This is a genomic window from Microcystis sp. 49638_E5 (assembly GCF_021300285.1).
GTDB classification, from domain to species: Bacteria; Cyanobacteriota; Cyanobacteriia; order Cyanobacteriales; family Microcystaceae; genus Microcystis; species Microcystis aeruginosa_C.
In genome coordinates this window covers 14,849-34,969 of sequence record NZ_JAJTDH010000057.1, presented here as the reverse complement: position 1 = coordinate 34,969, position 20,121 = coordinate 14,849, and the positions used below count along the sequence as shown (strand labels likewise).

Genomic DNA, 20,121 nt, shown 5'->3' with positions numbered 1-20,121 from the left:
CCTGACTAAGTTGGTAGAGCAAGTTTCTTTGTTCTATGTTAAGATGTTGGTGGCTCATTTTGGGTCTGATTTGTTTTTGTTAATGATCAGACAGTACCTGATGAGCCTTTCTTTATCAACTCTTGAGGTTGATGCGTTTCATTTTTGAATTGGCGCAACTCTTACCCGTTTAATCTGTTGTTCTGAATAATAAACTAGGTTCTTCGGTTTGTCTTATGCAATGGACGAGGTTATAAGGAATGAAACCTTTATAGAGACAGACATTGCCGCAATTTTTGTCAATTGTTTGCGATCTGGAGCGAACTAATCAATTAAATCTCTTGCCAGATAAGGATTGAGTCGATTTATGCCCCCACATCGAACCATACCAAGTCCCGAAGAGCCATAAACTAATGTCTTTTGACTACACCATAAATCAAATTCTCCTGCTTTAAAACCGTCAGTAAATCTGATTTTACGTCGATCATCTGATAGTTTGTAGCCCGTTAGTTTGTATTCAACCGAACGGCTATACTTTTTGAATCGAGGAAAACCCTTTTTCCCCGGTATCTTAGCATGACAATTCTGGTAAAACCTAGTAATTGATTGCCAGGCTCTATCAGCAGCCGATTGACGAGCTTGAGAGTTTAATTTGTTAACCCAAGGGGTCTCTTTATTGTTAGCTAGTACCGAGCAAAGTTTTTGGAGATCATTGCGGGTTGTCCCCTTATTGTCCATCCAATGACGAACACAAGAGTTACGCACAAACTGAGAAGTTTTGATAGCTTCATCAAGCCGTTGATATTGCTCTGGTGTCCCATTTTTTAACTTGGCTTCTACGACTAGCATCGATTAATCCTCGACCCTGTATCAATTAAGTATAACACAGTTTACCTACAAATGGTAGAATTAAAATCGTGCTTCGCAGTCAATATCCTGGTCGGATTTCATCCCCCGCAAAGGTGAGTATCTTGTCGAAAAATTTAGCGGGGGCATTCATCCGACATTTTAGGTAAAATATAGTCAAGACTAATGTATGATTCTACTTGTAAATTTATCGCCCTGGAATATTCGAGAGATTTAGCCACTTGGTTATTAGGTAAACCTTTAGATTTAACCGAAATTAAACCCTCAGAGTTGTCATTGGAGCCGATAAGAGCCGATAGTTTAATCTTTTTAGAGTCAGAAGAATTAATCTTACATATTGAGTTCCAAACCGACCCTAAAGAGGATATTCCCTATAGAATGCTCGATTATGCCACAAGACTCTATCGACGCTATCAGGGCAAACCTATCCATCAGGTAGTGATTTATCTAAGGAGGAGTACCTTACCCCTAGTCAGACAGAATGACTATCAACAGGGAAAAACTTATCATCAATTTGAGGTGATTAGACTATGGGAACAACCCTATGAACCCTTATTGCAAGCACCAGGACTATTGCCCTTTGCTATACTAGCTCAAGCTGAGGAGCAAGAGAATTTACTGCGGCAAATCGCCCAAAAAATCGAACAAATCAGCGACAGTCGAGAACAAAGCAATCTGGCTGCCTCCACCGCAATTCTCGCTGGATTAGTATTAAACAAAGACATCATTCAACAATTGTTGAGGAAAGACATTATGAAAGAATCTGTCATCTATCAGGAAATCAAAGAGGAAGGAAGACAAGAAGGAGAGGCTAACCTGGTTTTACGTCTATTAAATCGGCGTATAGGTGGCATTTCTGCCGAATTATCCGCCAATATCCAAAGTCTTTCTCTAGAAAATTTAGAAAACTTAGGAGAAGCTTTATTAGATTTTCAGTCAGTAGAGGACTTAGAACAATGGCTAGAAAATGAGCGTTTTTAACTAATTTACTGCGGTTATTTTTATTCTATTAATTCCCTCTATTATCATTATGTCAGATCATCAAGCTAGTTATGCCGTCAATGCAATGTTAGGTCGATTGTATTTGAAAAATAAGGCGTTTCAGTCCCTAAGTTTTGAAGAACAACAGTCGATAGTTTTGGACATAATTAAAGAATCATTCCGTTGCGATGTCAATATCGGCGAAATTCTCAGTAATGAGTGTTTTTCTGATTTTGACGATGTGGAAGAACAGAGAACGATAGCAACGATATTTCAAATTTGTTCCTGCTGTGGTCAAGCATCAGCTAACGTACAAGACTATGGAGATGATTTTAGCAAAGCAGGAATTTGTTCCGCTTGTCTTGCTAAATATTTCCCCGATGGATATTAGAGATAATTTAATCTCAACCTAGGGATAATCAATATTCAACAATTGTTGAGGAAAGATATTATGAAGGAATCTGTCATCTATCAGGAAATCAAAGGGGAAGGAAGACAAGAAGGAGAGGCTAACCTGGTTTTACGTCAATTAAATAGGCGTATAGGTGGCATTTCTGCCGAATTATCCGCCAATATCCAAAGTCTTTCCCTAGAAAATTTAGAAAACTTAGGAGAGGCTTTATTATATTTTCAGTCAGTAGAGGACTTAGAACAATGGCTAGAAAATGAGCGTTTTTAACTAATTTACTGTCCAAACAAAACCGAACTATTACCAGATCCTTGGAACAAGATCCAAGTCATCAGCAGATTAGATACAAAAATCGCTAAGAGCATAGTGACTACAGCTGCGGTCGTAGCTTGGCCGACTCCTTTAGCACCGCCATCGGTCGTTAAACCCCAATTACAGCCGATAATCGCGATTAAAGCCCCAAAAACCACCCCTTTAACTGGTCCACTCAGCACGTCTCCCACGCGCAGAAAACCGCGAACCGAGTCGAGAAAAACTGAATTAGCAATCCCGTATAAACTTTGGCCGACCAGCAAACCGCTACCCAAACCGATCAGCAATGCCATAACACTCAAAGCGGGAACCATCAGACAACAGGCAATTAAACGGGGCAGCACCAGATATTCCACGGGATCGGTTTTGAGCATATAGAGTGCGTCGATCTGCTCTGTCACCTTCATGGTACCGATTTCCGCCGCAAAAGCCGATCCTACCCGACCGGCTACCACGATCGCCATCATAATCGGACAGAGTTCCCGACCGAGAGCAAGGGCCAAAATTCCCCCCACCATACTGCCGGCGCCCAAGGCTTGGAACTCCCGGGCCACTTGGATAGTAAAGATCATCCCGATCACCGCAGCCGTGATCATGGCTATAATCAGCGAGGCGGGCCCGGCTGCCACCATTTGTTCTTGGGTGACGCGCCAATCGGGTTTGCGTGTGAATAGGAAGTAAAAAACCCTGCCGGTTAATAGTACCGCTAACCAACAGCGCCGAAACCAGGAGCTTAATTCCTTGCTAAAAATTGCCAATAAATCCTTCATGGCCCTCAAAATCGATCGGACTAGAGAAAAGTCTATCCTGTTTTGTCTTCTAACTCCCATTCCCATGCTATGGATAGTGCAGAATTTTTGTACTAGACCTCTTGCAAAAATCAAAAATCTTCCGTTAGGTGAGGAGTAAGGAGCCAGTAGTCTCGGAGTCAGGAAAATTAAGAATGAGCATTAATCAATTAAATGCTCTATTTAGTGATTTTATGCGATTTTATGCCTATTTTTCTCATTTTTGCACTCTCAAAAATTAATTATGGAAGAACTCTAGTATAGACCTCGTTTCCACACAGAAACCAGAAGAGCCGAATAGATCAATGAATTACTTTTCATTCCCAGAAAAAGCGATTGATCAGATGCTTTGATCTTGTACGCACAAAAATGTATATATTGATGATATGGTCTTCGACTGGGACAACAATAAAAACCAAAGCAATCTCATCAAACACGGTATCAGTTTCGAGGAAGCGATCGCTATATTCGCTGATCCTTCTATCCTGACCTTTGAGGATACCCGATGCAACTATGGGGAAACGAGATTTGTTTCAATAGGGCAAATAACGCTTGCCACCCAAGAAAAGAAAGCGATCATCGTAGTTATTCACACTCAAAGAAGTCAAAGCATTCTTCTCATATCAGCCAGAAAAGCCAATGAACGGGAGAGAAAACGCTATGAGCAACCCTGAATTTTCCCTTGATATGCCTCTTAAAGAGCGACAGGAGAAATTTATGCAAATGTCCGATGAGGATATTGATTATTCAGATATTCCTCCCCTAGATGATGAATTTTTCAAGAATGCTAAACTGGTCAAACCAAATCCACAAACAGAGCAAATTAGTATCAGGTTGGATTCAGAAATCCTTGAGTGGTTTAGGAATCATGCTCAAGAAAAGAGCTATCACGACCTAATTAATGATGTATTACGAACCTACGTCAAACATCAATCGCAATAGCCGATTATCTGCCGAGTAAAGAACCTCAAGAAGCGGTTATAAATGGCAATGATTACAATATCAATTGTAGTGTTTGCCTAAATTAAACCTCAAATGTCGGATTTTGCAAAAACTCCGAAACACCTTATATGCTACAATTCACAAGCTGCGGCGAGAGAAACTTCATTATTAGGTAAATAATAGTCGTCCTTTTGGTTCAGGAATGATTCGTTCTAGTTGTTTTGCAGTTTCAATCCATTCTTGAATAACAAGTTCAGCATTTTGTACAGCTTCTTGATAGGTTTCTCCATCTGCCATACATCCTGCTAATTCTGGAACTTCAACAATAAAAGCTTGATCTTCCTCACTCCAATAAATAATTAATTCATAGCTAATTTTCATCTTTCCCTCCTAATTTATATTTTAAAATTAGATTACGAATTTGTTTGACTTGATAAGTCTTTGCTTTTCCTTGTTTAGGTTGTAGATTTAAAATTTCTTCAATTCCTTCTTGAATGAAAATATGATGACTTCCTCGTATTCTTTCATAAAAGACAAGTTTTCTCAGCAGTTGACAAAGCTGCTCAAAGGGAATGTTCGTATCGGCATTTCCTAGAAGGATTTTAGTTAACAATTTGTCTTGTTGACTCATAATTATACATTAGGGAAACCTCATAAGATCGGAGTTTGAAAAAACTGCGAAACGCCTTATAGGCTAAGATTTATAGGCTGCACTCCGAGAGCCGCCACCAGAGCCACCCACCCTCCTCCCTATCCATATACAAACGCGAAAGACCAAGCAAACCCCGGTCGCCGGTCGGCCAAACCGCGGCTGGGAGGTGTCCTTCGGGTGCAATAGATGATGCGTTTGTACCCAAAGTTAATTCATCACTAGATTTCCAAATCCCGTTTGCTCGCCATCCGACGGCATCTCCAAAGCGACTGTAAGCTTTGTCATTATAGCTGCCGATGGAATTGCCTGTCCGCTTATAGATCGCCAATTGTACCGAGAAGCCAAACTTACCACCAGAAGCCGCTAACCACTCTCGATCGATCATCCGCAAATCCTCACAGGAAAATTTCTTGGCGGATTCTTCATTGATCGCTTCTCGCTTAGCTGCCGCTAGCATGAGATCAGACGTTTTTTGATCAGCTTCTTTCCATTTCTTTTGTTGCAGGAGTTCTCGTAGCGTTGTATAGTCCACGCCAGTGGTTGAGGAGATGAGGGTCGATCGCGGTTGGATTGGCGGATTTGATGGTGTTGGTTTCGGTGGCGTAAGCACGGGAGGTGATGGACTGGGTTGGGGGGATACTACGGCTATAGATGAGCGAAAAACAATATCTCCCCGATTTAAGTTAACATCTAGAATCGTCCCAAATTGAGGATGTTGATTTCCCCTTGTTAAATTGGGAAGATGTTGCGTCAAATAAAGACCTAATTCACTTCCCGTTACATACCCATCTTTTGTATAATCAGCCTCCCCTTCTAATGCTCTCAAAAATAGCGGCGTAAATACACTTTTTGCAGGAACTTTTTCATTCGCATCACCAGCCGTTAAAAATTGCCTCACGGGTTTATTCATCACATCTCGGATATAAGCATTTCCCGCATCCTCTCCATTAGATCTTTGTTTAAAAATCGTTCCCGAGAAACAACTATCAAACACAAATAAAACGTGCTTTGCCTCCATTTGAGTTGCCCAAGAATTAATCTGTTCCATTGACAATGCCGCTTTCAGAAAGCCCTGTTCATCAACAATCGGATCGGGTGCATCAACGGGAACTAAATATCCTTTGGTCTGCTGACGAGTGTAACCATGCCCTGCAAAAAAAATCACTAGACGATTATTCTGTCGATAACCATAATCATCGATAAAATCCTTGATCCCATTACTCAATTTAGTTCGATTGGGATTGGGAATTTCTCTAACCTGAAATCCTTGTTTTTGTAGTGCCGTTACGACCTCTTTCGCTTCATATTGAAGGTTATTTAATTTTCCCCAATTTTTATAATCTCCAGCCCAAATAACTAAAGCATGGCTTTCTTGATAAACAATAACTTCTTTCCCATTAGCATCTTTTACGATCAAGGAATTACGCTGAGCTTGTGCTATTTTTATACCAACAAGACTAGCTGTTATTCCCGTTAATGCCAAACATCCCCAAAAAGCCTTTTTCATTACCTTACTCCTTCCACATCATTTTATTAATGGGGTTAGTGCTTGGATGAGTTCGGTTGCCTTTGGATCGTTTTTTTCTCTAAAAATTATCTTGACTTCATTACCTTGATCGATAATAATTGTCCCTCGTTCTAAATTTGCGTTGTTTTCGATTAACAATTCTCCTTTTTTGTTTTTACGGACAATAACTCCTCCATATTTAGTATCTTTATAAATTTCTAATAAAGTTGTGGCAATCTGCCCCAAAGCAACTGCCCCAATTAAAATATAAATAAGGGGTAATCCCCGATCATCCGTTATCGTTGACTTGTCTGGAATGACTTGCCCTTCAAAGTTCAATTCTTCCCGAACAGTGTTCACCTGTTCTGCGGGAACGCGCCACTGAATGTTGACTGATTGACTTTCCTGCGCTGAAACGCTTTGGTTTGAGAATCGATGGAAAAAAAGGCTCAAAACCAAGCCAACCAAAAATTTGCGCCGTTTAATGATAGACATCAATACCACCTTAAGCTCGTCTTTTTTCTGATTTTAACAGTAGAATCGCCGATGGGAATGAATAACTTAATTTATGACTCCATTCGTCTCACCTGAGAAATTTCTAATTTCATATCTACCGAAAAAAGATTCCAGGTTGACCATTCCCGTGGCGATCGTTTATGAAAAAGATAATGGTGTTCAGCTAACCATTCTCAATGCTTCCCCGTCTCCACAGTAAAATAGGCAATGCTTACCCTAGTCATGCAAGGCGTAAAATTTCCCAGATTTTCAGATATTCTCGCTAACTACTTTTGTAAGTCTTCATTAGCCCGAAAAATCGCTTCTTGACCATCACTAGAGGCCACAAAACCCATAAAAGCTTTGACCGCTTCACTAGCAGGTTCTTTGTAAACGTAGTAAAGGGTACGCTGCCAGGGATAATTAGGTTCACTGGCTGAAATTCCGTCCACAGCGAGCGCCCTGACGGTTTTTTGGTCGGCGATTTGGCTATAGGTTGCGTAACTAATGCCATTCAGTCCTAAAACTCGCAAAATTGGGGTAGTGGCATCCCTATCCATCATTTTGAAATTAGTTCCTGTACCAAATTCTCCCCCTTGCAGCACTTCCTGACGAAAACTTTGATAAGTGCCACTAATAGGAGGACGATTAATCACTTGAATAGTAGCTGCAGAACCGCCCACCTCCGACCAAGAGGTGATTTTTCCGGTAAAAATATCTTTAACTTGGGCAGTGGTTAACCCCCCCGCAAAAGGATTTTTTACTCCCACCACAACAGCGATCGCATCTCGAACGATCGGACTAGAAGCCAATCCCTGAGAGCGTTCCGACTCGGTTAAAGGTCGTGACACCGCCGCAATATCGATCACCCCCCGGGACACTTCCTCTAATCCCCTATCAGATCCTTGAGCATTTGTCAAGACCTCTACCCCCTGAAATTTGGCAGTTAAAGCGGCTTTTAAGGCTTGATTAATCTGTACCATACTGGTGGAGCCGTTAATGCGAATTGTCGTGCCACTGGGGATAGAAGTCGGTGGGGCAAAACTGACCACTCCCTGGGGGGAAGGGGGAGGGGGTAAGGGAGAGGAGGCACTTCCCGATGTTGGGGATTTTTGCGGACTTTTACCGCTGCCACAGAGAAAAAATTCTTTACCTGCAGCACATTGACTTTGTAGCCAGAAGTAACCCCCACCTAAAATGCCCGCAGTGGCTAAAAGAGCGATTATTAAAGCAGTTGTTTCGTTTTTTTGAGACATAATTATTCAGTGAGCGGTGATCCGTTAGGGTATTTGGGGATTTTTCGGTCAACAGTGAACAGTAAACAGTAATCGGGGAAAAGAAAGTTCCGAAGTTTTCAGCTAACACCTTCTACTTAAAACTGCAATCTGATCACTGATAAGGAATGAGGCTCTTCTGGTTTCTGTGTGGAAACGAGGTCTATACTGATAGTTTCTTCCGCAAGATAGTCCTAAAAGTCTTGTCTGATAACTTTAGGCGAAGAGTCCTCTTAAATTGGCATTTTGCTACTAATTGATCATACTCAGTCTAGGAGAGCCATAATTTTTAATCCTTTTAATCTGAACTCATCGGCAACAGGCAGGGCCAATAAAGAGCAATCTGGCCCGCCTGCGGGGCGATAATATTCTGAAAATAATCCCTAGCCATCTCCACTAAACCCCCCCCTCATAGCTGACTAGCGCAGTAAACCGCTCCCATCAGTCCCACTTGAGCATTAAGGACGATATGGACGGGAATATTGCTTAATAGCTCTGCCATGCGACCTTTAGCGCGAAAAGCCTTCATAAAGCTCCCCTCGGTCATTAGGGGAAGATTCTTGGCCGCAATCCCCCCCGCTATGTATAATCCTCCGTAGGGAAGCAACTTGAGGGCTAAATTGCCCGCCTCCGCACCGTAGGCCTCGACAAAGATTTTCATGGTTTGATAACAGAGATCATCCGAGTTATCTTGGGCAAAACTGGCGATTTTAGCCGCTAAATCGACGGTTTTTTGCGGTTTACCCATTTCTGCTAACCAAGTGCGGTAAATTTCCGCCATGGCCGGTGATGACTGACTATAGTTACTATCGTGGAGAAATCGATAGATAGAAGTGATTCCAGGGCCAGAAACCACTCGCTCCACCGAAATTCGCTCGATATTATAGAGTTCCAAGAGATAATTTAATAGTTGATATTCTAAACTCGATCGAGGGGCAAAATCGGCGTGGGAACCCTCACTACCAAACACCCGATATGTACCCTTCGAGACAGGGATCAAAAAACCCTCTCCTAACCCAGTTCCCGCACCGATAACCGCAATCGGGGCCTCTGGTACTGCGGGGGCCGACTGTAGATTGTGCAGCTCCTCTGGGGCTAATCCTAACACCCCATAACCGATCGCCGCAAAATCATTAATTAATTTTACCCGCTCAATCTGCAGCTCGCGGCTTAGGCGATCGCCAGTTAGGGACCAACTTAAATTGGTCAATTCGGAACTATTGTTAACCACTGGACCGGCAATACCGAAACAAGCTTTTGCCACTGGGGGAATAGTGGTTTGTCGGGCCAAAAACTGCTGGACGATCGGCACCAGATCGGGGTATTGTTCACTAGGATAAATTTCTTGATCGAGAGTAATTAGCCGGGGTTGGGGACTATCCGGTGAGTTTTGGCAATCCACTAAACGCAGGATGGTTTTAGTTCCCCCGATATCTCCCCCTAAAAGAATCGTCATGCTGGTTTTTCCTCAGTTTGTACCCATAATTATAGTTTTTTACCCCTTCTCCCCAGCAAATTTAAAGGCCGTCAATTCTATACTATAGTGAAAGATGGTAATGCCTAAGCCCTAATTAAGGATTGATTAATCGTCGCTCCGGGGTTGGAATGGGGATTTGCTAGAGGACAGAAACGGCACTTAAAGACATTTTAGGTCTCACTGTCGCCTCAAGGCGATCGATAGGGCGGCAGAACCTATCACTGTCCCCATAACTTTTAAGATAGACCAGAGAGGGAGAAATTAGCTTGGGTGTAGAACTTCGCAGTTACGTTTATCTTGACAATTTACAGCTTCAACACGCTGCTTACATCGGTACAGTCGCCCAAGGATTTTTACCCTTACCCGGGGATGCTTCCCTCTGGATTGAAATTTCCCCCGGCATCGAGATTAATCGCATCACCGATATTGCCCTCAAATCCGCCGTGGTTCGTCCGGGGGTTCTATTCGTAGAACGACTCTACGGACTCTTAGAACTCCATTCTAGCAGTCAGGGAGAGGTCAGGGCGGCCGGTCAGGCAATTTTGCAGTATTTAGGCGTTAGTCAGCGCGATTGTCTGAAACCGCAAATTGTCTCCAGCCAAATTATTCGCAACATTGACGCTTACCAAGCCCAATTAATTAACCGTAGTTCTCGGGGTATGATGTTAATGGCAGGACAGACTTTATACGTTTTAGAAGTACAACCGGCCGCCTACGCTTCCCTAGCCGCTAATCAGGCCGAAAAAGCTGCTTTAATTAATATCCTACACGTTACTTCCGTGGGCAGTTTTGGCCGCTTATATTTAGGGGGAGAAGAACGAGATATTATCGCCGGTTCCCAAGCGGCAGTTTCAGCTTTAGAAAATATTCAAGGTCGAGCTTTTCCGGGTAGCGACAAAAAAGAATAGGCTAACAAAGGCAAAAGGCAGGAGGTAAGGGTGCATCTCATTTTTGTCAATCTACCAATTGGGATTTTTACTTGGAAACTCTCGGCTAAAATTGGGCATTACTTCCGATTTTATTACTCAATCCAAGCTTTTGGGGGGTTCTACCCCCCAAACCCCCCGTTGGGGGCGTGGCGCCGCCCCCAAACCCCCCGCGCATTAGCTTTTCGGTGGGATGCTTACACGCAGCTGCTGATACATTTGTCATCATCTAAGAGTCACTGACAATTGCTGATTGTCGGTATTCCTGCAAATGTGAGATGCACCCTATCTCAACAAGCAATTTAAATGCGCGGGCAGCTTACAACAGCATTTCACCCTATTGAGGAGATTCAAAAATTAGTTCGCTATTATTCAGTTTTTCAACGACTAAATGGCGATAGAGTGTCACTTGCCGAAGGATTTGGTCGGGATTGTTTTTCTTGTTAGAAAACATGATCGTTTTAATCGATTCAAATTCTATTCTTGTGATCACACCATCTTTGATCGCTCGTTCAATTGTAACTCGTAAATATTCTAATTCTTGGCTTTCCTCTGGGGTAATTTCTAGACTTTTAGGATGTTCTATTTTCATGATCGATTGTTCTTATCTGCTAACTGATAACTGGATAATCACGGCTATTTTTTCACACTTTTATGATCGGTGGAGAGAGAGTTTCCGTCTGGTTAGAAACGGCCAGATTATTATTTTGGCTGTGATTTTGCGGCAATTGTCCCGAGGCTAAATTCTGCCCCTCTCCCGTAATCAAACGAGCGCCACGACCGCGGGTAAAATAATTCCAACCCCATTGCACCATCACCACTAATTTATTATCAAATTCGATCAGATAGTAAATATGGGCCCAAACCCAGACTAACCAAGCGATGAACCCGGAAAACTTGACAAATCCCAAATCAACCACGGCCGCATTTTGGCCGATAACTGCCAGACTACCTCGATCGATATAATGAAAAGGTTTAATACTTTGCCCTTTTAGGCGAGAAATTAATAAATTGGCCAGATATTCGCCCTCCTGCATGGCCACGGGAGCAATTCCGGGTAAAGGTTTATCTCCCTGATGGGCAAAATTAGCCAGATCCCCGATCACAAAAATATTGGCATAACCAGCGATACTTAAATCGGGTTCGACGATTACCCGGCCGACGCGATCGAGATTTACCCCGGTTCTTTCGGCCAAAATTCGCCCCATTCTCGATGCTTTTACCCCTGCTGCCCATAAAATTGTCTCGGCGGCGATTTCTGTCGTCTTTTCTCCCTGACGGACCGTGACACAACCTTCAACAATATTGGTAACGATGCTGTTAGTTTGCACTGTCACCCCTAATTTTATGAGAGAAGCGGCAGCTTTAGCGGATAAATCGGGCGCATAGGGAGGTAATACCCGATCCATCCCTTCTAAGAGCAAAATTTTCGCTTCTGTGGGGTTAATCTGGTGAAAATCAGACCTAAGCGCACCGTGGGCAATTTCAGCGATCGCTCCTGCTAATTCTACCCCCGTCGGTCCGCCACCGACAATTACAAAAGTTAATAAAGCTTGCCGCTTTTCGGCATCGATTTCTTTCTCGGCCTTCTCGAAAGCGAGATAGATGCGACGACGCATTTCTACTGCGTCTTCAATGGTTTTTAACCCTGGAGCGTAGGGCTGCCATTGATCATTGCCAAAATAGTGATGACTGACTCCCGTGGCAATGACTAACTGATCGTAGGCGATTGGCGGGTGATCTTCCAAGATCACTTCTCCCTTGACCGGATCTATATCTATGGCATGATCGAGGAGAATATCTGTATTCTCATGACCCCGTAGGATTAAGCGCAAAGGTGAGGAGATATCGGCCGGAGACAGCGCCCCAGTAGCGACTTGATAGAGGAGGGGCTGAAAAAGATGGAAATTTCGCTTATCGATGAGGGTAACATGAACGGGGGCGTTTTTTAGGGCTTTGGCCGTGTATAAACCCGCAAATCCGCCGCCTATGATAACAACTCTTGGCTGTTTTTCAGTCATTGCTTAACAATAATTCATAAATTTTCCCTAGTGTAGTCCGGATTGTCACAATTTAGCGGTGACAAGCGTTACCGAAAACAGCAGTCTTTAACCTAGAAAAAATATAAATCAGCGCTTTTTTGGCCAGCGCGGAAGGCAAAACCAAAAAAGTACAGGGACTCTGATCTGCTCGAAAAACTTGAAAAGACCGCTACGCCGTTTTACCTAAGTTTATGACCTGGGTTAACCAGGTGGGAACTTATATTCCGCGTTTCTGTTTCCGAGTACAAGCTCGGTTTACTACCACACGAATTGGTTATTCGCTCCCTTATCACAATCAAGCATAGATCAAAAAACTTGAAAGGCAGTCACCAACGTAGAAGCCTGATTTGGTTTTATCGTAGCATTTTTTTTTCTCAGAGGCAAAAGAGGAGAATTATGAATTATGAATTGGGGTGTGGGGTGTGGGGTGTGGGGTGTGGGGTGTGGGGTGTGGGGTGTGGGGTGTGGGGAATTATGAATTATGAATTATGAATTGGGGAAGTGGGGTGTGGGGAGGATAAATGAAATGATCTCCTGTCTCCTGTCTCCTGAATACTGACTTCTAACACCTAACACCTGATCTTGTTTGCTCTGTGAAAATCTGGGACTACAATAGAGAAAAGTGACAATTTTTGCCAGAGTGATTACCGAGGACTAATAAAGAATGACGGCTATCCTAGGGAAACCTGCCACGCTTAACACTCCGATTCTGCACCGTCTTGCCAATGGTTTAACGATTATTGCCGAAAGTCAACCGGTAGAAGCGGTTAATCTCAATGTCTGGCTGCAGGTCGGCTCGGCCTTAGAATCGGATCAGATCAATGGCATGGCTCATTTTCTCGAACACATGGTTTTTAAGGGAACCCCTAACTTAGACAGTGGCGAATTTGAACGGGCGATCGAATCGAGGGGAGCGGTGACTAATGCCGCTACTAGCCAAGAATACACCCATTATTACATTACCACTGCCCCGCAGGACTTCGCCCATCTGGCCCCGCTGCAGCTAGAAGTGGTTTTAGAAGCTTTAATTCCCGATGAAGCTTTTGAACGGGAAAGACAGGTTATTTTAGAAGAAATTCGTCGTTCTCAGGATAATCCCCGTCGTCGCACTTTTTATCGCACCATGGAGACTTGTTTTCAAGTTTTACCCTATCGTCGTCCGGTGTTGGGTCCGACGGCAGTGATTGAAAATCTTACTCCTCAACAAATGCGCGATTTTCATCGGACTTGGTATCGTCCCGAATGGATGACGGTGGCGGTGGTGGGTAATTTGCCTGTAGATGATTTAATGGCTATTGTGAGCGATTCTCTAGATAATTTAGGCAGTAAGGGCAATTCTGGGCTTATTTCCCATCCTATCGCCAATCTACAGCCCGAAGCTCCCTTTAACGAGATTATCCGTCAAGAATACGAGGATGAAAATTTGCAGCAGGCCCGCTTAATCCTATTTTGGAAAGTGCCGGGGTTGAGAGACTTAGAAAAAACCTATCCTCTCGATGTTTTAGCGGCTATTCTTGGTCAGGGCAAGGTATCGCGATTATTTCAATCTCTGCGCCAAGAAAAGGCCTTAGTTTCCCAAATAACTGCCAGTAATATGTCCCAAGCAGTGCAAGGAGTGTTTTCCATTTCGGCCCAATTAGCCTCGGAAAATATCGAGCAAGTGGAGAGGGAAGTCGTAGCACAGATTAGACAAATTCAACAGAAATCTGTGACAGTTTCTGAACTGGAACGAGTTAAAACCCAAGTGGCCAATCGGTTTATTTTTAGCAATGAAAGACCGAGTGATCGAGCTAACCTTTACGGTTATTATCATACTCAGATCGGTGATTTACAACCGGCTTTTTGTTATCCCCAACACATTGAAGCCCTCACTTTAGAGGATATTCAAAATGCCTGTCAAGAGTATTTAAATCCCAACGCTTACGGTGTGGTAGTGGTGAGACCAATTCAGTAATCAGTAATCAGTGAACAGTAATCAGTAAACAGTGAACAGTAATCAGTAAACAGTGAACAGGGATAAAGATGAAAATAAATAAATAAATAACTAAATAACTAATTAACTTACATCTGATAACTAAATAACTAATTAACTTAAAACTTACATCTGATAACTGATAACTGATAACTGATAACTGATAACTGATAACCTATGTGGACTCAAATTGCTCGACATATTACCCAAACCACGGAAAAACCCTTTGAAATCGAGAAAAGTCGTCCCGTTAGTGGTGGCTGTATCAATCAGGGTTATGCCGTTAGTGGCAATGGTTTAATTTATTTCGTTAAGATTAACCAAGCGAACCAAGAAGCCATGTTTGCGGCCGAAGCTTTAGGATTAAAGCAAATTCACGCTACCAAGACTATCAGGGTTCCAGAGCCAATTTGTTGGGGAATTGCCGATAAATCTAGTTATTTAGTTCTAGAGTGGCTAGAATTCGGCGGTGGCGATAGTCAAAGCTGGGAAAAAATGGGGCGAAATTTAGCTCGTTTACATCAAGTTTCCCTGTCCGATCGCTTTGGTTGGCATTGTAATAATACCATTGGTTCTACTCCCCAGATTAATACTATTAGTAACAGTTGGGCGGATTTTTTCGCTCATCAGCGTATTGGCTATCAATTAAGACTTGCGAAGGAGCGCGGCGGCAATTTTCCCGACGAGGATCAAGTTATTCCCGCTATTAGCGAGATTTTGAGTCAGCATCAACCCCATCCCTCCCTCGTCCACGGTGATTTGTGGTCGGGAAATGCGGCCATTACCGTCGATGGGGAACCGGTAATTTTAGACCCGGCCACCTATTGGGGAGACCGGGAGGTAGATTTAGCCATGACGGAACTTTTTGGCGGTTTTCCGGCGGCTTTTTATCGGGGTTATAACGATGTTTTCCCCCTCGATGCCGGTTATCAAAAGCGCAAAACTCTTTACAATCTCTACCACATTCTCAATCACTTTAATTTATTTGGTGGTGGTTACGCTTCCCAGGCCAATCGGATGTTACAGGAAATTCTTTAAGGGTTTTACTTGTGAATATTTACCGAGGATAAATTATGTCTATTCGAGAAACTACTGTGATTAAAACTCCAGAGACAAAAGTATGGACTGATGCAGAGTTTATGGCGTTACCTGACGATGGTAATCGTTACGAATTGGTCAAGGGAGAGTTAATTAATCTGGGTAATTCTGGTGCTTTACACGGTTATATTGCCATTATTTTAAGTGCTGCTTTATTCGCTTTAGTAACATCTCGAAAACTAGGTGTATTATTGGACTCCAGCACTGCTTTTACTATGAAAAATGGCAATAAACGTTCTCCTGATATAGCTTTTTTTGCCAAGGAACGTCTGCAAGAATTGGAAGAATTGCCGACGGGTTTTTTAGAAGGTGGGCCCGATTTAGTGGTAGAAATTCTCTCTCCAAGGAATACAGTGGCAGAAATCGAGGACAAAATTGCCGAATATTTTGCCAATGGGACTCGTTTGCTCTGGGTTATCAGTCCAGGTCAACACTATGTTTTAGTTTATCGTTCCGGGTACGAACCGCAGGGATTATTAACATCAGGAGATTTTTTGGAGGGGGAAGATGTGGTTCCGGGGTTCACTTTTCGCGTGACCGATTTGTTTCAAAAACTATCTTTTTGACTCTTTCTTCTCAACAAATCGGCTAATAAATCGGCACTGTCACTAATGGCTAGATGAGAAGCTTGTTGGGCCATGGCGGCCAATTTTTCGGGGTTAGACCATAAATCGAGGACTAATTCGCTTAAAAACTGAGCAGTTAACTCATTTTGACGATAAAGATAAGCGGCTTGAGCTTCGGCGAAAACTTTGGCATTGTAGAACTGATGGTCTTCGGCAGCAAAAGGATAGGGAATTAAAATCGAAGGCGTACAAGTGATCGCTAATTCCGTTAAAGTGCCGGCACCGGAGCGACTGATAGCCAGATTAGCTCTTTGCCATAATCCCGCCATATTGTCGTAAAAAGGCCGGGAAAAATAGTTAGAATGGCGCAAACTATCCGCTTCGGGGTCGTTTTCTCCCGTTAGATGCACGATATAAATGCCTTTTTCTAACCATTGGGGAGCGCTTTGTCGGACAAGTTGATTAAGAGCCACGGCCCCTTGAGAACCACCGGCAACGACAATTAAAAAAGCAGTCTCTGGAATCGGTAAATCTAGGGACTGGGGAATGAGAAACTGCTCGCGTACTGGCGTACTAACCCAAGTGCTGCGAGTGCCGGGTAAATAGCTGGCGGTTCCCTGAAAACCGAGGGCAACCGTATCACACCAGCGACCGAGAACTTTAGTGACTTTGCCCGGTATGTAGTTAGATTCGTGTAGGATGACGGGAATATTGGCTAAACGAGCCGCTAAAATGGTCGGGCCTGCGATATAACCCCCGGTGGTAAAAACTGCCGCTATCTGACGTTTTTTGATTAAACTACGCACTTGCCAAATGGCCCACAGTTGACGAAGCAGAATCTTGAGAGTTTTTAACCCCAAACGGGTTTGAAATCCCTCAATGGGGATGGTGTGCAGGGGATAGGTTTTTGGAACTAAGGACTGTTCGAGACGGTCTGGAACTCCTAACCATTCAATCTCGTAATCCGGCAAGCGCTCGGCCAGGGCCAAGGCGGGAAATAAATGACCACCAGTACCACTAGCGGCAATCAAGAGACGGGTTGGAGTGCGTGCCATAATTCGAGAGAGGGTAAATTCAGCCCTAGAATGAAATAATCTACCATAGTTATTGATCGATCCTTACACAAACTATCACTAATGCGTAACTTGAACACGATCCCCGATAAATTTTTTCGTCAATCCCTCAATTTTTCCCTGTCGTTGCTGTTAGGTTTGGGGTTAACTTTCACCCTTGCCACCGGTCTGCGGGCCGAAAAGCCAGAAACTGCTCCGGCTAATTTAAAAACCCTTATCTCCAAAATCGAAACGGCGGCTAATGAGCGAAATCTCAAGCAATTAATGGAGTTTTATAGTCCGAAATTTACTAACTCCGATGGCTTGACCTACGAAAAAACTAAAAAGGCTTTAACTCATTTTTGGGAACGTTATAACAATCTACAATACACCACAACTCTCGAATCTTGGAGTCGTTCCGGGGACAAGTTAACGGCCAATACAATTACTAAAATTACCGGGACGGGAAAGGTGCAGGGACGAGTGGTGGGAATGAATGCTACGATTCGTTCTCGTCAACAATTTCAAGGTAATAAACTGGTTTATCAGGAAATTTTAAGCGAGAGAGTTGAGTTAAGCACTGGCAAAAATCCCCCCAGTATTCAAGTGAGAATTCCGGAAAGGGTGAAAGTGGGTGAAGAATTTGATTTTGATGTGATTGTCCGCGAACCTTTGGGGGATGATTTATTGGCCGGAGCGGCGATCGATGAGAAAGTAGATATTGAGCGCTATATTAATACAAAGCCTCTAGAATTGGAATTATTACAGTCCGGCGGTTTATTTAAGCGGGTAACGGCCCCAGCAACACCGGAAAATCGCTGGTTATCGGCGATTTTAATCCAAGGCGATGGGATTGTTGTCGTTACTCAACGGGTGAAGGTAGAAAAGTAATTTTTATCTGGGTTTTGCTGAAAAAGCTTGTTGGTGGGGTGTAGGGTGTAGGGAGTCGGGTGGGGGTTTTAAGCTAAGACGCATTTTAACTGCCTATCCTTAGATTAGCTGAATCTCCCCCAATCCCTTTACTGTTGCAAGAGTGCCTCATCTCAACAAGCAATTTAAATGCGCGGGCCGCTTACTCTGATTAAGCATAGAGATGGGAAACATCGCTCGTCCATACTTTAAATTTTGTTAAATTTACTTGACCAAAAGAAGTTGTTAGGGAAGCATCGACGGCATCTAAGCCGCGAGTCATTAAAATTCGCCCGATTCTGGGGGTGTTATGACGAGCATCAAAAGTGTACCATTGATGGTCTAAATAAACTTCAAACCAAGCACTAAAATCCATCGGTAGAGGTTGGGGAGAAATACCGATATCTCCGAGATATCCAGAGGCATAACGGGCAGGAATATTTAGGCAACGGCAAAAAGTCAAAGCTAGATGGTTAAAATCGCGACAAACCCCCGTTCTTTCCCGATAGACATCATAGGCGGTTTTTGTCACCCTCGCGTATTCGTAACCAAAACGAATGTGACTATGAACCCAATCACAAACCGCTTGTACTCTTGCCCAACCGGGGGGAGTTTGTCCGAAAAGTTCCCAGGCAATTTCCGAAAGCAAATCTACTTCACAATAACGGCTACTCATTAAGTAGGGAAAAACTTGGGTTGGTAACTCTGCTAAGGGAATTTCTTGGGCATTCCAATTAACGATGTCGGGTTTCCATTCATTCTCGATAACCGCTTCATTGTGAATGCGAATCTGTCCGTCGGGTAAAATTAGACGACTGGTTCGATTACCGAAGCTATCTAAAAATTCTTCTATTTTTGTTGCTGGTTCCACCTGCAAATTTTCCGATTGTCTAACTTGATTTAAAATTGAGGGGTGTAGATAAAGTTTTAACAACATGACCACGGGTAAGGGTGCATCAAAGCCAAATTCATAACCAACACGGATTAACATTAGGACTCCTATCTAAATGAAATTTTGTCAGGATTTGTCGGGATGAAACGCCAATAATCGCCAGACTGAAAAAAGTTAGGCCCGACTACTTAGTTAAAAGTTTGAGGAGAAAGTAATAGCCAAGCTGAAAACCGATAAGCTTTGTACAGAGTTACTTTTATTATAAACCGCCTCAACTAAAAGCTTTGTAACTTTGAAGACAAGCCATCGGCAGGATTAGCTCTATCGAAAAGAGTCTGGGGTGGATGGTTCCTCTAAGAGACGGATTTCAATGGGGATGTAGGCTAGTTTAGCAAAAATTTTTTGTTGATAACTGACAGGCCACCATTCGTAAAGAAAAATTTCTAAAGGTCGCCAGAGAGCCACCCAACCACTGATTAATAATCCTTCTTCTAAGAAGTGAATAAATGTAGCGCTGCCAAAACGACTAATTAATTCGCTGAGACTCAAACAAACAAAAAGAAAGGAGAGACCAATTAGCAAAGATATGCGTCCCTGTCGCCAAATTGTGCGTAATTTTCTTTGTTCTCCCTGTTGGCGATAGTCAAAATAGTTATGTAAGGCTGAGGGTAACAGATGTCGGGCGGTATTCTGTTCGTTACTGGGAAGATAAAAGACTAATTTAAGGGGGGTATTTAGGGGGAATTCATCCACAGAGTTAATAATATAATTTTCGGCGTTATCGTCTAAATCTCTATCTAAAAATGGCGAAGGATCGAGAGAATTAAAGACTTGCTGTAACTGATTAAGTTTAATTTCAATTAAGTAAGTTCCTTCCTCCTCTCGATAATAGGATTGTAATTTATTTACCAGTCTAGACATTAGTTATTAAGGTTAAGTAAATGGGGTGAACTGACACAACTAAAATCTACTACCAGAAGT

22 protein-coding genes, 1 other RNA gene and 2 pseudogenes are annotated in these 20,121 nt (G+C 43.0%); 11 read left to right on the top strand and 14 right to left on the bottom strand.

The features are described from left to right. Positions 1 to 377 precede the first annotated feature (377 nt). Positions 378 to 828 (bottom strand): annotated as a pseudogene (locus LW728_RS15675) (nuclease/transposase family protein); the annotation flags it as partial. 183 nt (positions 829 to 1,011) lie between these two features. Here LW728_RS15675 and LW728_RS15670 point away from each other — a divergent pair. The 3 genes and pseudogenes from LW728_RS15670 to LW728_RS15660 all read left to right on the top strand — a co-directional run. After that, positions 1,012 to 1,827 carry a DUF4351 domain-containing protein gene (locus LW728_RS15670; RefSeq protein WP_287671015.1) on the top strand — a complete coding sequence of 272 codons (816 nt, stop codon included), beginning with the start codon at positions 1,012 to 1,014 and terminating at the stop codon, positions 1,825 to 1,827. Between the two features lie 49 nt (positions 1,828 to 1,876). Then, complete coding sequence (locus tag LW728_RS15665; RefSeq protein WP_287767225.1) at positions 1,877 to 2,218, top strand: hypothetical protein; 342 nt, start codon at positions 1,877 to 1,879, stop codon at positions 2,216 to 2,218. Positions 2,219 to 2,251: 33 nt separating this feature from the next. Further along, positions 2,252 to 2,506, top strand: a pseudogene (locus LW728_RS15660) (DUF4351 domain-containing protein); the annotation flags it as partial. 5 nt (positions 2,507 to 2,511) lie between these two features. Here LW728_RS15660 and LW728_RS15655 read toward each other — a convergent pair. Beyond that, complete coding sequence (locus LW728_RS15655; RefSeq protein WP_046661119.1) at positions 2,512 to 3,318, bottom strand: MlaE family lipid ABC transporter permease subunit; 807 nt, start codon at positions 3,316 to 3,318, stop codon at positions 2,512 to 2,514. 404 nt (positions 3,319 to 3,722) lie between these two features. On the opposite strand from LW728_RS15655, the gene LW728_RS15650 reads away from it, so the two are divergent. Together LW728_RS15650 and LW728_RS15645 are read left to right on the top strand one after the other, a co-directional pair. Then, positions 3,723 to 4,010 carry a BrnT family toxin gene (locus LW728_RS15650; RefSeq protein WP_287767221.1) on the top strand — a complete coding sequence of 96 codons (288 nt, stop codon included), beginning with the start codon at positions 3,723 to 3,725 and terminating at the stop codon, positions 4,008 to 4,010. Further along, on the top strand, positions 3,997 to 4,278 hold the full coding sequence (locus LW728_RS15645; protein WP_149973672.1) for a BrnA antitoxin family protein: 282 nt from the start codon (positions 3,997 to 3,999) through the stop codon (positions 4,276 to 4,278). The genes LW728_RS15650 and LW728_RS15645 overlap by 14 nt, the downstream gene beginning before the upstream one ends. A 168-nt stretch (positions 4,279 to 4,446) precedes the next feature. On the opposite strand, the gene LW728_RS15640 is transcribed toward LW728_RS15645, so the two are convergent. The 4 genes from LW728_RS15640 to LW728_RS15625 all read right to left on the bottom strand — a co-directional run bounded on the left by LW728_RS15640 (position 4,447) and on the right by LW728_RS15625 (position 6,932). Continuing rightward, entirely contained in the window at positions 4,447 to 4,659 is a 213-nt protein-coding gene (locus LW728_RS15640; protein WP_002761308.1) for a type II toxin-antitoxin system HicB family antitoxin, read from the bottom strand. Next, positions 4,649 to 4,909: a type II toxin-antitoxin system HicA family toxin gene (locus LW728_RS15635; RefSeq protein WP_287767219.1), complete on the bottom strand. Its 261-nt coding sequence runs from the start codon at positions 4,907 to 4,909 to the stop codon at positions 4,649 to 4,651. Before LW728_RS15635 ends, LW728_RS15640 begins: the two co-directional genes overlap by 11 nt. A 70-nt stretch (positions 4,910 to 4,979) precedes the next feature. After that, positions 4,980 to 6,437, bottom strand: coding sequence for a GUN4 domain-containing protein (locus tag LW728_RS15630; protein ID WP_287767218.1), 1,458 nt, complete (start codon positions 6,435 to 6,437; stop codon positions 4,980 to 4,982). A gap of 18 nt (positions 6,438 to 6,455) precedes the next feature. After that, positions 6,456 to 6,932, bottom strand: a complete 477-nt coding sequence (locus LW728_RS15625; protein ID WP_061432093.1) for a hypothetical protein — start codon at positions 6,930 to 6,932, stop codon at positions 6,456 to 6,458. A gap of 73 nt (positions 6,933 to 7,005) precedes the next feature. Here LW728_RS15625 and LW728_RS15620 point away from each other — a divergent pair, with 73 nt between their 5' ends. Then, positions 7,006 to 7,152 (top strand): hypothetical protein, encoded by a 147-nt coding sequence (locus LW728_RS15620; RefSeq protein ID WP_176721611.1) that lies wholly within the window; start codon positions 7,006 to 7,008, stop codon positions 7,150 to 7,152. Positions 7,153 to 7,219: 67 nt separating this feature from the next. Here LW728_RS15620 and LW728_RS15615 read toward each other — a convergent pair whose 3' ends face one another. Beyond that, complete coding sequence (locus LW728_RS15615; RefSeq protein ID WP_287767217.1) at positions 7,220 to 8,188, bottom strand: phosphate ABC transporter substrate-binding protein; 969 nt, start codon at positions 8,186 to 8,188, stop codon at positions 7,220 to 7,222. A 427-nt stretch (positions 8,189 to 8,615) separates the two neighbouring features. After that, complete coding sequence (locus LW728_RS15610) at positions 8,616 to 9,662, bottom strand: glucokinase (RefSeq protein ID WP_287767216.1); 1,047 nt, start codon at positions 9,660 to 9,662, stop codon at positions 8,616 to 8,618. A 287-nt stretch (positions 9,663 to 9,949) separates the two neighbouring features. Between LW728_RS15610 and ccmP the strand changes: the two genes are divergently transcribed. Further along, positions 9,950 to 10,591, top strand: a complete 642-nt coding sequence (ccmP, locus tag LW728_RS15605; protein ID WP_002802816.1) for a beta-carboxysome protein CcmP — start codon at positions 9,950 to 9,952, stop codon at positions 10,589 to 10,591. 355 nt (positions 10,592 to 10,946) lie between these two features. On the opposite strand, the gene LW728_RS15600 is transcribed toward ccmP, so the two are convergent. From LW728_RS15600 to ssrS, 3 genes are all read right to left on the bottom strand, one after another. Next, entirely contained in the window at positions 10,947 to 11,201 is a 255-nt protein-coding gene (locus LW728_RS15600; protein ID WP_002802814.1) for a hypothetical protein, read from the bottom strand. A 52-nt stretch (positions 11,202 to 11,253) separates the two neighbouring features. Next, positions 11,254 to 12,630 (bottom strand): NAD(P)/FAD-dependent oxidoreductase, encoded by a 1,377-nt coding sequence (locus LW728_RS15595; RefSeq protein WP_287767215.1) that lies wholly within the window; start codon positions 12,628 to 12,630, stop codon positions 11,254 to 11,256. Positions 12,631 to 12,810: 180 nt separating this feature from the next. After that, positions 12,811 to 12,998: non-coding RNA, 6S RNA (gene ssrS / locus LW728_RS15590), on the bottom strand. A gap of 317 nt (positions 12,999 to 13,315) precedes the next feature. Here ssrS and LW728_RS15585 point away from each other — a divergent pair. The 3 genes from LW728_RS15585 to LW728_RS15575 all read left to right on the top strand — a co-directional run bounded on the left by LW728_RS15585 (position 13,316) and on the right by LW728_RS15575 (position 16,287). Then, on the top strand, positions 13,316 to 14,605 hold the full coding sequence (locus LW728_RS15585) for a M16 family metallopeptidase (RefSeq protein WP_287767213.1): 1,290 nt from the start codon (positions 13,316 to 13,318) through the stop codon (positions 14,603 to 14,605). Between the two features lie 195 nt (positions 14,606 to 14,800). Then, entirely contained in the window at positions 14,801 to 15,661 is an 861-nt protein-coding gene (locus LW728_RS15580; RefSeq protein ID WP_287767212.1) for a fructosamine kinase family protein, read from the top strand. A 35-nt stretch (positions 15,662 to 15,696) separates the two neighbouring features. Further along, positions 15,697 to 16,287 carry a Uma2 family endonuclease gene (locus tag LW728_RS15575; RefSeq protein WP_287767210.1) on the top strand — a complete coding sequence of 197 codons (591 nt, stop codon included), beginning with the start codon at positions 15,697 to 15,699 and terminating at the stop codon, positions 16,285 to 16,287. Here LW728_RS15575 and murG read toward each other — a convergent pair. Then, positions 16,269 to 17,342, bottom strand: a complete 1,074-nt coding sequence (murG, locus tag LW728_RS15570; RefSeq protein ID WP_287767209.1) for an undecaprenyldiphospho-muramoylpentapeptide beta-N-acetylglucosaminyltransferase — start codon at positions 17,340 to 17,342, stop codon at positions 16,269 to 16,271. The two genes, LW728_RS15575 and murG, sit on opposite strands and share 19 nt — an antisense overlap. Positions 17,343 to 17,423: 81 nt before the next feature. On the opposite strand from murG, the gene LW728_RS15565 reads away from it, so the two are divergent. Next, positions 17,424 to 18,230 carry a DUF8623 domain-containing protein gene (locus tag LW728_RS15565; protein WP_287671149.1) on the top strand — a complete coding sequence of 269 codons (807 nt, stop codon included), beginning with the start codon at positions 17,424 to 17,426 and terminating at the stop codon, positions 18,228 to 18,230. Between the two features lie 190 nt (positions 18,231 to 18,420). Here LW728_RS15565 and LW728_RS15560 read toward each other — a convergent pair whose 3' ends face one another. After that, positions 18,421 to 19,239 carry a transglutaminase-like domain-containing protein gene (locus LW728_RS15560; RefSeq protein ID WP_287671147.1) on the bottom strand — a complete coding sequence of 273 codons (819 nt, stop codon included), beginning with the start codon at positions 19,237 to 19,239 and terminating at the stop codon, positions 18,421 to 18,423. A gap of 222 nt (positions 19,240 to 19,461) precedes the next feature. Then, positions 19,462 to 20,061 (bottom strand): hypothetical protein, encoded by a 600-nt coding sequence (locus LW728_RS15555; RefSeq protein ID WP_002802784.1) that lies wholly within the window; start codon positions 20,059 to 20,061, stop codon positions 19,462 to 19,464. Positions 20,062 to 20,121 lie beyond the last annotated feature (60 nt).

Coding starts and splice junctions, on each gene's coding strand:
- LW728_RS15670 (WP_287671015.1), top strand. CDS start 1,012: ATGTATGATTCTACTTGTAAATTTATCGCCCTGGAATATTCGAGAGAT.
- LW728_RS15665 (WP_287767225.1), top strand. CDS start 1,877: ATGTCAGATCATCAAGCTAGTTATGCCGTCAATGCAATGTTAGGTCGA.
- LW728_RS15655 (WP_046661119.1), bottom strand. CDS start 3,318: ATGAAGGATTTATTGGCAATTTTTAGCAAGGAATTAAGCTCCTGGTTT.
- LW728_RS15650 (WP_287767221.1), top strand. CDS start 3,723: ATGGTCTTCGACTGGGACAACAATAAAAACCAAAGCAATCTCATCAAA.
- LW728_RS15645 (WP_149973672.1), top strand. CDS start 3,997: ATGAGCAACCCTGAATTTTCCCTTGATATGCCTCTTAAAGAGCGACAG.
- LW728_RS15640 (WP_002761308.1), bottom strand. CDS start 4,659: ATGAAAATTAGCTATGAATTAATTATTTATTGGAGTGAGGAAGATCAA.
- LW728_RS15635 (WP_287767219.1), bottom strand. CDS start 4,909: ATGAGTCAACAAGACAAATTGTTAACTAAAATCCTTCTAGGAAATGCC.
- LW728_RS15630 (WP_287767218.1), bottom strand. CDS start 6,437: ATGAAAAAGGCTTTTTGGGGATGTTTGGCATTAACGGGAATAACAGCT.
- LW728_RS15625 (WP_061432093.1), bottom strand. CDS start 6,932: ATGTCTATCATTAAACGGCGCAAATTTTTGGTTGGCTTGGTTTTGAGC.
- LW728_RS15620 (WP_176721611.1), top strand. CDS start 7,006: ATGACTCCATTCGTCTCACCTGAGAAATTTCTAATTTCATATCTACCG.
- LW728_RS15615 (WP_287767217.1), bottom strand. CDS start 8,188: ATGTCTCAAAAAAACGAAACAACTGCTTTAATAATCGCTCTTTTAGCC.
- LW728_RS15610 (WP_287767216.1), bottom strand. CDS start 9,662: ATGACGATTCTTTTAGGGGGAGATATCGGGGGAACTAAAACCATCCTG.
- LW728_RS15600 (WP_002802814.1), bottom strand. CDS start 11,201: ATGAAAATAGAACATCCTAAAAGTCTAGAAATTACCCCAGAGGAAAGC.
- LW728_RS15595 (WP_287767215.1), bottom strand. CDS start 12,630: ATGACTGAAAAACAGCCAAGAGTTGTTATCATAGGCGGCGGATTTGCG.
- LW728_RS15585 (WP_287767213.1), top strand. CDS start 13,316: ATGACGGCTATCCTAGGGAAACCTGCCACGCTTAACACTCCGATTCTG.
- LW728_RS15580 (WP_287767212.1), top strand. CDS start 14,801: ATGTGGACTCAAATTGCTCGACATATTACCCAAACCACGGAAAAACCC.
- LW728_RS15575 (WP_287767210.1), top strand. CDS start 15,697: ATGTCTATTCGAGAAACTACTGTGATTAAAACTCCAGAGACAAAAGTA.
- murG (WP_287767209.1), bottom strand. CDS start 17,342: ATGGCACGCACTCCAACCCGTCTCTTGATTGCCGCTAGTGGTACTGGT.
- LW728_RS15565 (WP_287671149.1), top strand. CDS start 17,424: ATGCGTAACTTGAACACGATCCCCGATAAATTTTTTCGTCAATCCCTC.
- LW728_RS15560 (WP_287671147.1), bottom strand. CDS start 19,239: ATGTTAATCCGTGTTGGTTATGAATTTGGCTTTGATGCACCCTTACCC.
- LW728_RS15555 (WP_002802784.1), bottom strand. CDS start 20,061: ATGTCTAGACTGGTAAATAAATTACAATCCTATTATCGAGAGGAGGAA.